Raw genomic sequence first — 12945 nt, 5'->3', positions numbered from 1 at the left:
AAGTGGCTTTTTATTATGGTAACAACCACATTAAAACATACGGTGCTAACATAGCTGTAATAACTCCATTTATACACATTGCTAAGCCACTATATGCACCCGAAATATGGCTTACTTCAAAAGCTCTTGCAGTACCTATGCCATGGGCAGAAACTCCTAAAGCTGTACCTATAGCCTTCTTATCGTGTATGCCCAGTAAATTCAAAAAATACACTCCTACAGCATTCCCTAAAACTCCGGTTATCATAACAATACCTGCTGTAATTTCTGGAATTCCTTTTGTGATTTTTGCTATTTCTATAGCAATAGGAGTTGTAACCGATTTTGCAATTAAAGAACGTGTAATAACTTCAGGAACGGAAAAAAGGATTAATATAACAGTTACTGATAGCATACCAACAATAGCTCCAGAAAAAACAGCTATTAGAAATACTTTTAAATGCTGTTTCATCTCTTCAAACTTTTCATAAAAGAAGACTCCTAATGCAACAACTGAAGGCCCTAAAAAGAAACTTATATAATTAGCTCCTTTATTATAATCTTCAAAATCGATATTTAATAGTACTAATATTCCTATGATAATTACTGAAGAAACAATAACTCTATTAAATATTATATAGTCAAAACGTTTCTTTATCTGACCTGAAAAAAAGTACGCTAAAAGAGTTACTGTTACCCCAAATATGGGTAATGAAAAAAGTTCTTTCATTTTTTACTGAATTTTTGCATCACAAATCCCGTTACATATAAACACAGAAGTAAACTAAAAATAGTGGCCACAGTTATTGGAAGCCAGATTTCCTTAATCATATCTACATATACCATTAACCCTACTCCATACGGAATAAAAAAGACAACCATATATTTGATTAAAACATCAGATGCAGGTTTTACATCTTTCAATTTTATAATTTTAAAATATAGCGAGAAAAAGATAAGCAACATCCCTATTATATTACCTGCAAGTGGGACAGAAAACAGATAATGAATAGATTCTCCAATAAACAAAAACGTAAATATTATTAATAAGGATTTTAACATTACTCGTATAAATCTTCTATAGCTGTATTATGTAATTCAGTTAAAAATTCAGCAATTCTATCGGATACCGCTTCGGTATATACCTTTCCTTTAGCTGCACTAGCTTGCTTTGGATTTCCTATTCCGGTATCTTGGGTTACTTTAGTCCATTGCCGTTGTGCAGTTACCCAGCCTTCTTTTAGGCCTTTTAATTTAAATTGTTTTGCTATTCCATCTCCTGCTTCAGATAATGGTAGAACAAGTTCAGGACGATAATGTAAAACCATCGAAGTTTCTAATTCTCCAGCATGCCCTCCAGGATCATCAAAATAATCGTTCGGGTTTACACTGGTAAACCAATTAATACAACAGGTAAACACCTCTGGGAAATCAATACTTAATTCTCTAATATGAGATTTAAAATTATTCCCTCCGTGAGCATTAAGGATTACAAATTTTTTAATGCCATGGTTTTGAAGTACGGTTACAGTATCTTTTAGAATAGCATATTGTGTACTTGGATTAATATTCATGCAAAATTTAATATCCATTTGCCCGGTATTAATACCAAATGGAATGGTGGGTAATAGAAGCGCTTTTGCTCCTTTTTGCCATGTTTTTTCACACGAATCTATTCCTATACCATCCCCGATTATATTATCGGTTCCGTAAGGCAGATGGTAATTATGTGCTTCTGTTGCGCCCCAAGGCAATACTGCAATTTCAAAATCTTGTTGTTTTATATTTTTCCAAGTGGTCTCTGCTAGTACAAAAGGCCTACAATCCGTAGCCATATTTTACGATTTTGGATTTTTCTGTAATTCTTCTGCTTTTTTTAAATCAATATCGGTTGGCAGATTTTTCGAATAATTTAAACTTAAATTATCAAATCTTGCTTCTAACGAAGGCAATCTTTTTAAGAAATTGAACCAGTCCTTTTTGTTTTTTGGCGTCCAAACAACCTCGGCAAGCGCACTCATTCTTGGTAACACCATATACTCAACTTTTTCTGGACTATCAATATATTCTGTCCAAACATTTGCTTGTGCTCCTAAAATATAATTGCTTTCTTCTTGGTTTAAGCTTTCTGGAATTGGATTGTAATTATAAACATCAAAAACAGAAGTATGTCCACCAATAGCTAAAGGCTCTGTATTAGGATTTCCTTGATAATGATCAAAATATAATACTTGGTTAGGCGTCATTATAACATCATGCTTTTGCTTGGCAGCCTCAATCCCCCCTTTAGTTCCTCTCCAAGACATAATAGTTGCATTTGGAGCAATACCTCCTTCTAAAATTTCATCCCAACCAATAATTTGTTTCCCCCTTCCATTCAAGAATTTCTCTATGCGCTGTACAAAATAACTTTGGAGTGCATTTGCATCTTTAAGGTTGTGCTCTTTCATAAACTGCTGTGCCTGTTTGCTTTCTTTCCATTCTTTTTTAGGAACCTCATCGCCTCCTATATGAATGTATTTTCCCGGAAATAATTCAGCTACCTCGCTTAGCACATTTTCTAAAAATGTAAACGTCGCTTCCTTTGGTGCGTAAATTTGTTCAAAAACACCCCATTTTGTAGCTACAGTATAAGGCCCTGTTCTATTTCCCAATTCCGGATAAGCTGCTAAAGCTGCGCGAGAATGTCCGGGAAGTTCTATTTCCGGAATTATCGTAACATGCTTAGTTTTAGCATAGGCTACAATTTCTTTAATTTGTTCTTGTGTGTAAAAACCGCCATACTCTTTTTCATCTCCTTTATAGGGATCAAAATTTTTACCTACTATTGTTTCTTTACGCTTTGCTCCTACTTCTGTAAGTTTTGGGTATTTTTTTATTTCAATTCTCCAGCCCTGATCATCCGTTAAGTGCCAATGAAAAGTATTCATTTTATGAAGCGCTATCATATCGATATACCTTTTTATAAATGAAACTGGAAACATATGTCTAGCAACATCTAAATGCATACCTCTATACGAGAATCTTGGATAATCTGAAATTTCTACAGCAGGAATTAAAATTTCTGCTTCACTAAATTTATTAGTGGTAAGTGCTAATTCTTTATTAACGATTTCAGCTTTTTTTGCTCTATTCTTTTTCAAAGGCACCAATTGGCGTAAGCTTTGTATTCCGTAAAAAACAGCTTCAGCCGATTTCCCTTCAATTTTAATATTATTGGTTTGTATGCTTAAATGGTAAGCATCTTCATGTTGTAAAGAATCGTTTATTTTAAGAATTATCCCATATTTTAATGCTTCAGGATTTTCAGGAATAGCAGTTATTTTGGGCAAACCTCCTAAATATTCTTTGGCTAACTTAGCTTCGTTTTGTAAGCTATCGTATGCATAAATTTGTGTGCTATCATTAACTAAAAATCGCCCTTTATATTTATCTAATTGGACTGGCTTAGGAATTATGCTATACGTTTCTGCTTTATTATCAATGCGGCTTAATTGATTAATACGCGGATTATCATAATCTTTTTTACAGGCTAAAAACGATAAGAAAAGAAATAAAAAAAAGTAGTTCTTCATGATTCGAATTGGTTAGTAGTCGTTTAGCAATAATGCCGTTCGGAAATCAAAATTACTAATAATGTTTAGTTATTATTCTAAATAAACGGCTAAAGTTTACAACCTATTGCATGTATATTTATTGGTTAATTTTATTTTTGTAAAAAACAGACTATGAAGGATTTTGTTATTGTTGGAGGTGCTCAGGCAGGTTTATCTATGGGATACTATCTTAAAAAACTAGGATATAATTTCATTATTATCGATAAAGAGAAAGAAATTGGTGCTTCTTGGTTAAACCGCTGGGACTCTTTACGATTATTTACCCCTTCTGAATTTAATAACTTACCCGGTTTTGAATTTCCCTCAAAAAAAGGGCATTACCCTTCTAAAACTGAAGTGGCCGATTATTTTAAAAAGTATGCTAAAAAGTTTGATTTCCCCTTACAATTAGAAACACTCGTTATAAAAATTGCAAAGGAAAAAAATATTTTTACTATTGAAACCAAGAAAGGTACTTTACAGGCTAAAAATGTAATTGTTGCCACCGGACCTTTTCATGTTCCATATACGCCACCGTTTTATAAAAAAGTGAATTCTGAAATCCTTCAAATTCATAGTAATTTTTATAAAAACCCTTCCCAACTTCAAGAAGGGCCTACTTTGGTTGTAGGAGCGGGAGATTCTGGTTTTCAAATTCTAGATGAAATTTCAGAAACCAACTGTACTACTTACTTTTCCGGAACTACTGATGTAAAAGTACTACCTCAGGAAATTTTAGGAAAAACATTATGGTGGTGGTTTACTAAAACAGGATTCTTAAGTTTTAGTAGAGATTCTTGGATTGGATGCAAAATTAGTAACTCTAAACAACCAATTATTGGCACCGATGTAAAAGGTATTTTGAAGCGAAAAAATGTGATTCCGGTAGGAAAATCACTTGATGCTGAAAAAGATGTTATAATTACTGAAAAAGAGACCTTAAAAGATGTCCGGAATATTGTTTGGGCAACCGGCTACCTACCTAATTTTGATTGGATTGAAGGTTTACAAACTACCAAAGACGGTTACCCAAAACATAAACGAGGCATTAGTACCATTAAAGGACTTTATTTTATTGGCCTGCCTTGGTTATATACTCGAGGATCTGCAACCTTAGGCGGACTAAAAAAAGATGCCGAATTTTTAGCAAAAGCTATTCATCCTGATCCTGATTATTAACTATATAATTTTCAGAAGGTAATACCAAAAATGGCTCTTTTACATAATATGCTACTTCATGAACTAACGAGCTAAACAATAATTTTTCAATAAATGTGTGTTTATTTTTTACCATTACTAATAACTGGCTTGCATTTTTAGTACGGTAATCTTGCAAAGCATCCATAACGCTTCCTTTACTCTCTTGAATAAAATTACTTCCGTTTTCCTCAAAAAATTGTAATAAACTATCTTTAGAAGCTGTTTGTTCTTGAGTTAACTCGCTTCCTAAATTCACATTTAAAAGATGTACTTTAGATTGAAAATGGTCGACAATTTCTTTTAGAAAATCTAGATTATATTCTGAAAAATTTAATTTTAAATCACTTGGAAATAAAATCTCACTTGGCTTTTCAAAGGTAGATCCTGAAGGGATAGCTAATAATGGGCATTTAGCTACTTTAATAGCATGCACAGTGTGTGTTCCAAAAAGTAACTCACTTCCTCCTTGAGCTCCCTCTGTCCCCATAACGATAAGATCTATAGATTTTTCGGCTACGCGATCTTTAATTTCTTCATGAAGCATTTTAAAAGAAGATACTAATTCAAACTCATGCTTATCATTAGGATATTCCTTTTTAATTCGTTCTAAAAATCTAGAAAGATTCTTAATTGAATTGTCTTTATACACACCATATAAGCTACTGTAAATAATAAAATCAGCATTATAAAGTGTGTTTAATAAAATAAACTTAGTCTTCGATTTTTCAAAAAGCTGTACTGCATAACTTATAGCATTAAAACTATTTTCAGAAAAATCAGTTGGTAAAAGTACGGTTTTCATATCTTCAAATTTTCTATAAAAATACAAACGTTATAACTAGAAAAAAAGTTTCTATTGATTCGTTTTTTTAATATTAACAAGCTTTTTGTATAGATTTTTAGCTATTTACAGTAAATTTTCACATTATTTACCAGCTATTTTTTATGATTCGAGAAGATATTGATACTAAGACGATTCAACAACCTTTTGAGCTCAATCCAAAAGAATGGTTTGAAGTTATAAAACAGGTGAAAAATGAAATTGGAGCTGATAAAGTAAGTATTGTTTCTGCCGGTGTTGCTTTTTATGCCTTTTTAGCAATTTTCCCAACTATAATGGTTATCATTTCTATTTATGGATGGACTACAGACGCTCAAGAAGTAGAAAAGCAACTACAAGAACTTGCTTCTATGATGCCAAAACAAGCTTTTCAAGTTCTTCAAGAACGTATTCAAATTTTTCTAGAAGCCAATAATAATAAATTTAGCTTCGGTGCCATTTTTGGAGTTTTAATAAGTATCTGGAGTGCAAATAAAGGGACCAACGGATTGTTAATTGGAGTAGATATTGCTTATGACACTGAGAAAGACCATAACATATTTAAGCAATATGCTATGGCTATTGCTTTTACAATTGGTGGTTTTGCAATGTTAATTTTAAGTATGGTTTTAATAGTAGGCTTTCCTGCTATTGTGCACAATATTGGATTACCCGATGTTTTAGCCGATTTAATTAGTTGGCTACGTTGGGTAATTTTAGCTATTTTAGTTAGCTTTTTTTTATGTTTAGTTTATAAATTTGCTCCCGCTAGAGAAAAGCCTAAAACTCGATGGGTTATCCCAGGTGCTATATTTTCAACAATTGTATGGTTAATAGCTTCTATAGGTTTTTCCTATTATGTTAGCAACTTCGGAAATTATGGCGAAGTGTATGGATCTATATCTGCAGTTGTTGTGTTATTACTTTGGCTATATATTACCTGCTTTATAATTTTATTAGGTGCTGAAATTAATACTGAAATTGTAGATTATTTAATAATTAAAAAAGGAAAAAAGAATAATAATTAAAAAGTAGTGTTCCAACTTTTAGCACAAAACCAGTTATTTTATTAATTACATTATACTACTTTTGTATTTGTCTATATATTTAAATTTGATTTTTTAAGATTTAAATACATTACTAAAACACAACTACTGAATATGATTTCTTTAGATATTATTTTAAGTAATCCTAAATTAAAAATAAAACGAGAATCCACAACTCAAAAGCTTCATCCACTTCAAAGTTGCGATATTCATAGTTGCCATACCGACGAGTTAAAAAAAATAAATCGTCGCCAACAAGAAGTTAAAGCCTTACAATCCTTGGCAAAAAAACACGAATGGGATGTCTCTATAGAATCTATTTTACAAAACGATTACGAGACCTTAATTCTTACCGAAAAAAATCAAAAAATATGTTGGGCTAATAAAGCTTTTACTAAAATGACCGGATATCCTGTTAGCTATGCTTTAGGGAAAAAACCTAGCTTTTTACAAGGTGAACACACATCAGCTGCCGATAAAAAGCTAATCCGCCAAAATATCTCAAAAAACAAACTATTTTCCGGAATATTACTCAATTACCGTAAAAACAAAGAAGCCTATTTATGCAAAATCGATATTTTTCCGCTTAAAAATAAATCCGGAAATATCGCTCATTTTTTAGCACTAGAAAAAGAAGTTTATGAACCTAGAAGAAAGAATTAAAAATTCGAAAACTAGCTTATTTAAAGCTGTTTTTCCAAATACCACCAACCATTACGATACGCTTTTTGGAGGCACCGCCATGCAAATGATGGATGAAGTCGCATTTATAACTGCAACTCGCTTCAGCCGGCAATGTATGGTAACTGTTAGCAGTGATCGTATCGATTTCCATAAACCTATTGCTTCCGGTACTTTTATAGAATTAAAAGGAACTGTCACTAAAGTAGGAAGAACCAGTCTCAAAGTTCAAGTTGAAATCTATGTAGAGCAAATGTATTCTCAAAATAGGGAAAAAGCGGTAAAAGGAGAGTTCACTTTTGTTGCATTAGATGAAAACAAAAAACCAGTTCCGTTAGCGATATAATTACATCTAGAAATAAAGATTTTCGATTGAAATTTATAGGGTTTCGAAACTATTAAATATTGATTTTATTTTGGGATCTGTACGCCTTAAAATTCGGCATTTACTTCCCACCGACAAAAACCGCCTTTTTGAAATCTATTCTTATAAAGAAGTGATAAAATTTCGCGGCTCAGCTCCGATGTAAAAAATTGAAGATACCTCCTTAATGATTGTAGAATAAAAAAACGAAACAAACTTAGTTTATAAACATAGATTAGCAATTATTCAAAAATCGGATAAAAAATTAATTGGCACTTTGCTAATTAAAGGTTTCAAAAACCAATCCTACCGCTTCGAAATTAGTTCTTCATTCGATAAATTATATTGAAATAAAGGTTATGCTAGCGAAACTGTAAAACTACTAATTAACTACTTTTAAAATACAAAAAAGCAACAGAGCTTATTGCCTACTGTGCTAAAGAAAATTTAGCCTCTGCCAAAGTATTAGAAAAAAATGGTTTTCAAAAAATAAGCAATTTTGGTACAATTCATCTCCAACACCTAATAAAACTGTAACGTTCGCTAATTCTCAGCTATAGTACTATACGGATAGTTATTTGTTTCAACTTCTACTTTTCCCATAAAGAAACTGCTTTTTATACTAAAAGTACATTACTATTTATCTTCTTTCTATTCACTATCCAGAATATTATTTATAATAACAAAAACATATAAAAAACTTATCATCAAAATATTACAAAACATAAAAATATTGTTTAACGAAGTATTATTAAAAGATTAAGAGCCTATTGGCGTAAAATTTAAGTGTATTTTATTTACTTATCTTTTTAAGAATTAACGACACACTATGAATATAAATAATCGAGTGGCTTTTATTACCGGTGCCAGTAGCGGTATAGGAAAAGCTATCGCTAAAAAACTTTCTGAAACTGGATGCAAAGTCATCCTTGCAAGCAGGGATCTTAAAAAATTGAATGCATTAAAAAATGAACTTGTTGGAGAAAGCATTGTTGTGGAAGTGGATGTTAGCCAAACTGAAAGTGTAGCAAAAGCCTTTAAAAAAGCACGAGTTGCATTTGGAAAAATAGATATTTTAATAAACTCAGCTGGTGTAATGCCACTTACCTATTTAAAAAATAGACATCTAGATGAATGGCTACAAACCATAGAAGTTAATGTGAAAGGTTGCTTACGTTGTATTCATGCTGCTTTACCGAGTATGATAAGCAATAAACAAGGACATATAATTAATATTTCCTCTGTAGATGGGAAAGAGTTCTATAAAGGTGGAGCAATTTATGGCGCTTCTAAATCTGCAATTATTGCCTTATCAAAAGCTATGCGAATGGAACTTTCTCCAGATTATAATATTAGAGTGACTTGTATTGAACCGGGAACAGTAGATACTAATTTAAGAGATAGTATAACCGATGAGGAATTGTTAAACGATAAAGATTACGATAACGAAGACGAGCCAAAATTAAATGCAAATAACATTGCAGATGCAGTTCTATACGCTCTTAATCAACCTGAAAATGTAAACGTGAACGAATTATTAATAAAACCAACAAATAAACAATAAAAAACACTTAAAATTTAAATTTATGAATAATAAAATAGAATCCACAGCAAAATGGATTGCAGGCTTATTAGCCGCAAAAGCAGGAAAAAAAATAATAGCTAAAGGAGGAATTATAGGTTTAGGAGTAGGAGTTGCTGCAGGAGGCGCATATTTAGGTTATAAACTTTTAAAGCGCTTAAAAAGTCAGGAGGATATTAGTAACAATCACCACGAAATTGAAGGGGAAAAGAAAATTGTAGTATAATTTCTTATTTTATTTATAAAATTTAAAAGCTGGATAAACTCCGGCTTTTTTTATGCTTACTTTTTAAACAATGATTAGTATATTTATCTTAAATTTTAATCGTAATGAAAAAAATAATTATCTTTTTAGCAGCATTAGCATTAGCATCCTGCAAAAATAACCCTCAGAATGTTTCTTCTTCAGCGACAAATCTAGTTGTAAAAACTGAAAATGGAGCTATAATGGGAGTGACTAATAAAGATCATTCAATAAAAAAATATCTTGGAATTCCTTTTGCACAGCCACCCGTTGGCGATTTACGCTGGAAAGCTCCTCAAGATGTAAAAAATTGGAGTGACACCTTACAAACTAATGAATTTAAAAGTAAACCTGTACAAGCCAATGTGTTTGGCGATATGAGATCTCGTTCTAACGGAATGAGCGAAGATTGCCTATACTTAAACGTATGGACACCTAAAACCACATCTGAAGAGAAACTTCCTGTACTTGTTTATTTTTACGGTGGTGGTTTTGTAGCTGGAGATGCTTCAGAACCTCGATATGATGGTGAAACTATGGCTAAAAAAGGCATTGTTTCGGTTACTGTAAATTATCGGCTAAATGTGTTTGGATTCATGGCGCATCCAGAGTTAAGCAAAGAAGCTCCATACGAAGCATCCGGAAATTACGGCTTATTAGATCAGCAAAAGGCTTTAGAATGGGTACAAAATAACATCGCTGCCTTTGGTGGCGATCCTAATAAAGTTACTATTGCCGGAGAATCTGCTGGCTCCATCTCAGTTAGTGCACAAATGGCATCTCCACTTTCAAAAGATTTAATTAATGGTGCCATTGGTGAAAGTGGCGCTTCTATTAATCCTACGCTTTCACCGGTTTCATTAAAAGAAGCTGAACAAAACGGACTTGATTTTGCTGAAAAAGTTGGTGCTAAATCACTTGCTGAACTAAGAGCTATGAGCACCGACTCTATTTTTAAACTATATCAAAATAAAGGAAAATTAAATTTTCCTACGGTTATCGATAATTACTTTTTACCAAAATCTCTTCCTGAAATATTTGAAGCTAAAGAACAAGCACAAGTTCCTTTATTAGTAGGATGGAATTCTGCTGAAATTCCAGGAATGGCAATCATGCAAGGTTTAGAATACTCTAAAGAAAACTTCATTAAAAAGGTAAAAGAAATCTACCCTAAAAACTATAAAGAAGTTTTAAATCTATACCCCCACTCTAATAAAGACGAAGCAAAATTATCGGCAACAAAATTAGCTTCCGATCGTTTTATAGTGTATAGTACTTGGAAATGGTTCGACCTTCATCGAAAAAATTCAGACCAACCTGTATATCGATATTTATTCAGTAAAATTAGACCAGAATTAAAAGACAAATCGAAACAACCTGGGCTTGCCGGTGGAACTAAAGAAAAGGATGAAAATGCCCCTGAAACTCCAAAACCAATTGGAGCTTCGCATGCTTCAGAAATAGAATACTTTTTAGGAAATCTAGATCGAAACAAAGAATATTCTTGGACAAAGGATGATTATAAAACTTCAGAAACTATTCAACAATACTTAGCCAACTTTATTAAAACCGGAAACCCGAATACGGAAGGTTTGCCAGAATGGCCAAAAGTAAAGGCAGATGATAATACTCCATCTGTAATGATTTTAAATACTACATCTAAAACTGAAAATGCTAAGAACGATGAGCGCTTTTTGTTTTTAGATAAACAGTTTTCTAATAAATAAAACCTGTTTCTGCCTCAAACAAAAAATCCTCTAACAAAGAGGATTTTTTGTTTACTTACATTAGTGTTTTCAATCTATTTTATGGATACTTTACATGAACACTTATCACACAAACCTTTTACTACCAAATTGGCATCCGTTGCTTTAAAGCCTTTTGGCAAATTTATGTTTGGAATGGTTTGATTGGTTAGACACTGTGTTTCCCCACAACAAGAACAATGAAAATGTAAATGCAATTTATCACTCACACTATCTTTTCCGTCGGTTTGTAATGCAAATTTTGCAACACCGGTTCCATCTTCAATTTTATGGACTAATCCTTTTTCTTCAAACAATTTTAAACTTCTAAAAAGCGTAGTACGCTCAGTTTTATCGAAAGCGGATTCAATATCACTTAAACTCATCGCTAAAGATTCTTCTGCCATAAATTTATAGACCAACAAACGTACAGCGGTTGGTCGAATTTCTTTATTCTTTAAAATAGCTTCAATTTCTTTCATAGCGATTAGTGATGATGCCCTCCTTCTCCTTTATTCATTTCAGCTTGTAAATAATAAGCATTATTTAAAGCAAATTTCGTGTCTTTTTCTGGTTGGTCCATAAAGGTAACATTTATCCACTTACCATCCTCTATTCCGCTCTTCACTTCCCACGGAATAAAATGCCAATCATCCTTATTTTTTTGTGCTTTAAAAACAAAAGTTCGGCCATTTTCGCTAAAAACACTTTCTTTAGGAAATGCCTGTATTTCATTATTTTTGGTAATGATCTTACCGGTAAGATACATTCCTGGAATTAAATTTTTAGGTTTATCATCAATTTCTGCGTGAATGTGTATTGCTTTTGGATCTTCTTCAAATACCTGACCTACTGAAATTATGGTTGCTTTCATTTCTAAATCGGGTCTCGATTTTAAACTTAGCAATACAGTTTGCCTGTTTTCTACATTTTCAATGTCTTTTTCAAAAACCATTAAATCAGCATGAACATCTTTAGTATTAATAATTTCAAAAAGTTTAGTTTGCGCTTCAACATACTGACCTGTTTTAATATTTACTTTCTCAACTGCCCCATTAATTGGACTCAGAATAGGAACTTGCTGATAAATATTTCCTTTTACTATTCGATTTGGATTAATACTAAGCAAGCGTAATTGTGCTTTTAAACCATTCATTGTTTCTTTCGAATTCTGAAATTCAGTTTCTGTTAACTGAAATTTTTCTCCGGAAGCAACACCGGCATCATACAATTTCTTCTGGCGAGCATATTCTTTTTCTTTTAACTTATATTGATTAAAAGCATTTATAAAACGAGTCTGAATATCAACAATATCAGGATGAGAGATATAGGCTAAAATTTGTCCTTTTTTTACTTGATGGCCTTCAATTACTTCGATGCTATTTATAGTTGCTCCATACACTGTGGTTACCGAAGCTTCATTTTGTGGCGGCACTTCTAATTGGCCGTTAGCTTTTACAGTTCCAGACATATTTCGCATTTCCGGATTTCCTATTTTTATAGCTAAAGCCTTAAATTGGCATTCGGTAATTTCTACTCCTTTTTGTTCTGCTGAATGACCATGATGATTTTCCTCGGTGTCTGCATCTTGATGATTTTCTTTTTTAGATTGCTGATTAGCACAAGCTGCTAAAAAACCAAAAAACAGCATAATTAGTATTGAATATATTTTCATTGTAATTCTTTTA

14 protein-coding genes are annotated in these 12945 nt (G+C 32.4%); 7 read left to right on the top strand and 7 right to left on the bottom strand.

Annotated features, from left to right (window positions below):
* Positions 1-13: 13 nt before the first annotated feature.
* The 4 genes from ACN0WI_RS02115 to ACN0WI_RS02100 all read right to left on the bottom strand — a co-directional run bounded on the left by ACN0WI_RS02115 (position 14) and on the right by ACN0WI_RS02100 (position 3554).
* A complete protein-coding gene (locus ACN0WI_RS02115) occupies positions 14-709 on the bottom strand; it encodes an LrgB family protein (RefSeq protein ID WP_417884957.1) in 696 nt (231 codons plus the stop codon).
* The gene (locus ACN0WI_RS02110; RefSeq protein WP_417885096.1) at positions 706-945 is read right to left on the bottom strand and encodes a CidA/LrgA family protein; all 240 of its coding nucleotides are present in this window, start codon (positions 943-945) and stop codon (positions 706-708) included. Before ACN0WI_RS02110 ends, ACN0WI_RS02115 begins: the two co-directional genes overlap by 4 nt.
* Positions 946-1040: 95 nt before the next feature.
* Positions 1041-1814: a creatininase family protein gene (locus ACN0WI_RS02105; protein WP_417884956.1), complete on the bottom strand. Its 774-nt coding sequence runs from the start codon at positions 1812-1814 to the stop codon at positions 1041-1043.
* 3 nt (positions 1815-1817) lie between these two features.
* Positions 1818-3554: a beta-N-acetylhexosaminidase gene (locus tag ACN0WI_RS02100; RefSeq protein WP_417884955.1), complete on the bottom strand. Its 1737-nt coding sequence runs from the start codon at positions 3552-3554 to the stop codon at positions 1818-1820.
* Positions 3555-3707: 153 nt separating this feature from the next.
* On the opposite strand from ACN0WI_RS02100, the gene ACN0WI_RS02095 reads away from it, so the two are divergent.
* Positions 3708-4754, top strand: coding sequence for a flavin-containing monooxygenase (locus ACN0WI_RS02095; protein ID WP_417884954.1), 1047 nt, complete (start codon positions 3708-3710; stop codon positions 4752-4754).
* Here ACN0WI_RS02095 and ACN0WI_RS02090 read toward each other — a convergent pair.
* Positions 4729-5577, bottom strand: coding sequence for a universal stress protein (locus ACN0WI_RS02090; protein ID WP_417884953.1), 849 nt, complete (start codon positions 5575-5577; stop codon positions 4729-4731). The genes ACN0WI_RS02095 and ACN0WI_RS02090 overlap by 26 nt on opposite strands.
* A gap of 143 nt (positions 5578-5720) precedes the next feature.
* Between ACN0WI_RS02090 and ACN0WI_RS02085 the strand changes: the two genes are divergently transcribed.
* The 6 genes from ACN0WI_RS02085 to ACN0WI_RS02060 all read left to right on the top strand — a co-directional run bounded on the left by ACN0WI_RS02085 (position 5721) and on the right by ACN0WI_RS02060 (position 11239).
* The gene (locus tag ACN0WI_RS02085; protein WP_417884952.1) at positions 5721-6623 is read left to right on the top strand and encodes a YihY/virulence factor BrkB family protein; all 903 of its coding nucleotides are present in this window, start codon (positions 5721-5723) and stop codon (positions 6621-6623) included.
* A 132-nt stretch (positions 6624-6755) separates the two neighbouring features.
* A complete protein-coding gene (locus tag ACN0WI_RS02080) occupies positions 6756-7304 on the top strand; it encodes a PAS domain-containing protein (RefSeq protein WP_417884951.1) in 549 nt (182 codons plus the stop codon).
* Entirely contained in the window at positions 7282-7668 is a 387-nt protein-coding gene (locus tag ACN0WI_RS02075) for an acyl-CoA thioesterase (RefSeq protein WP_417884950.1), read from the top strand. Before ACN0WI_RS02080 ends, ACN0WI_RS02075 begins: the two co-directional genes overlap by 23 nt.
* Positions 7669-8515: 847 nt before the next feature.
* A complete protein-coding gene (locus ACN0WI_RS02070) occupies positions 8516-9250 on the top strand; it encodes an SDR family oxidoreductase (protein WP_417884949.1) in 735 nt (244 codons plus the stop codon).
* A 22-nt stretch (positions 9251-9272) separates the two neighbouring features.
* A complete protein-coding gene (locus ACN0WI_RS02065) occupies positions 9273-9494 on the top strand; it encodes a hypothetical protein (RefSeq protein WP_417884948.1) in 222 nt (73 codons plus the stop codon).
* Between the two features lie 104 nt (positions 9495-9598).
* Entirely contained in the window at positions 9599-11239 is a 1641-nt protein-coding gene (locus ACN0WI_RS02060) for a carboxylesterase/lipase family protein (RefSeq protein ID WP_417884947.1), read from the top strand.
* Between the two features lie 74 nt (positions 11240-11313).
* On the opposite strand, the gene ACN0WI_RS02055 is transcribed toward ACN0WI_RS02060, so the two are convergent.
* Both ACN0WI_RS02055 and ACN0WI_RS02050 read right to left on the bottom strand, forming a co-directional pair.
* Positions 11314-11739, bottom strand: a complete 426-nt coding sequence (locus tag ACN0WI_RS02055; RefSeq protein ID WP_417884946.1) for a Fur family transcriptional regulator — start codon at positions 11737-11739, stop codon at positions 11314-11316.
* A gap of 5 nt (positions 11740-11744) precedes the next feature.
* Positions 11745-12932 carry an efflux RND transporter periplasmic adaptor subunit gene (locus tag ACN0WI_RS02050; RefSeq protein WP_417884945.1) on the bottom strand — a complete coding sequence of 396 codons (1188 nt, stop codon included), beginning with the start codon at positions 12930-12932 and terminating at the stop codon, positions 11745-11747.
* Positions 12933-12945: the final 13 nt, after the last annotated feature.

It is taken from the genome of Zunongwangia sp. (assembly GCF_048269745.1).
Classification (GTDB): Bacteria; Bacteroidota; Bacteroidia; order Flavobacteriales; family Flavobacteriaceae; genus Zunongwangia.
This window is presented reverse-complemented; position numbering and strand designations above follow the sequence as displayed.

Excerpts from the sequence above, each read along its gene's own strand:
- ACN0WI_RS02060 (WP_417884947.1), top strand. The coding sequence starts at position 9,599 with ATGAAAAAAATAATTATCTTTTTAGCAGCATTAGCATTAGCATCCTGC.
- ACN0WI_RS02100 (WP_417884955.1), bottom strand. The coding sequence starts at position 3,554 with ATGAAGAACTACTTTTTTTTATTTCTTTTCTTATCGTTTTTAGCCTGT.
- ACN0WI_RS02095 (WP_417884954.1), top strand. The coding sequence starts at position 3,708 with ATGAAGGATTTTGTTATTGTTGGAGGTGCTCAGGCAGGTTTATCTATG.
- ACN0WI_RS02090 (WP_417884953.1), bottom strand. The coding sequence starts at position 5,577 with ATGAAAACCGTACTTTTACCAACTGATTTTTCTGAAAATAGTTTTAAT.
- ACN0WI_RS02085 (WP_417884952.1), top strand. The coding sequence starts at position 5,721 with ATGATTCGAGAAGATATTGATACTAAGACGATTCAACAACCTTTTGAG.
- ACN0WI_RS02070 (WP_417884949.1), top strand. The coding sequence starts at position 8,516 with ATGAATATAAATAATCGAGTGGCTTTTATTACCGGTGCCAGTAGCGGT.
- ACN0WI_RS02115 (WP_417884957.1), bottom strand. The coding sequence starts at position 709 with ATGAAAGAACTTTTTTCATTACCCATATTTGGGGTAACAGTAACTCTT.
- ACN0WI_RS02080 (WP_417884951.1), top strand. The coding sequence starts at position 6,756 with ATGATTTCTTTAGATATTATTTTAAGTAATCCTAAATTAAAAATAAAA.
- ACN0WI_RS02050 (WP_417884945.1), bottom strand. The coding sequence starts at position 12,932 with ATGAAAATATATTCAATACTAATTATGCTGTTTTTTGGTTTTTTAGCA.
- ACN0WI_RS02110 (WP_417885096.1), bottom strand. The coding sequence starts at position 945 with ATGTTGCTTATCTTTTTCTCGCTATATTTTAAAATTATAAAATTGAAA.
- ACN0WI_RS02065 (WP_417884948.1), top strand. The coding sequence starts at position 9,273 with ATGAATAATAAAATAGAATCCACAGCAAAATGGATTGCAGGCTTATTA.
- ACN0WI_RS02075 (WP_417884950.1), top strand. The coding sequence starts at position 7,282 with ATGAACCTAGAAGAAAGAATTAAAAATTCGAAAACTAGCTTATTTAAA.
- ACN0WI_RS02055 (WP_417884946.1), bottom strand. The coding sequence starts at position 11,739 with ATGAAAGAAATTGAAGCTATTTTAAAGAATAAAGAAATTCGACCAACC.
- ACN0WI_RS02105 (WP_417884956.1), bottom strand. The coding sequence starts at position 1,814 with ATGGCTACGGATTGTAGGCCTTTTGTACTAGCAGAGACCACTTGGAAA.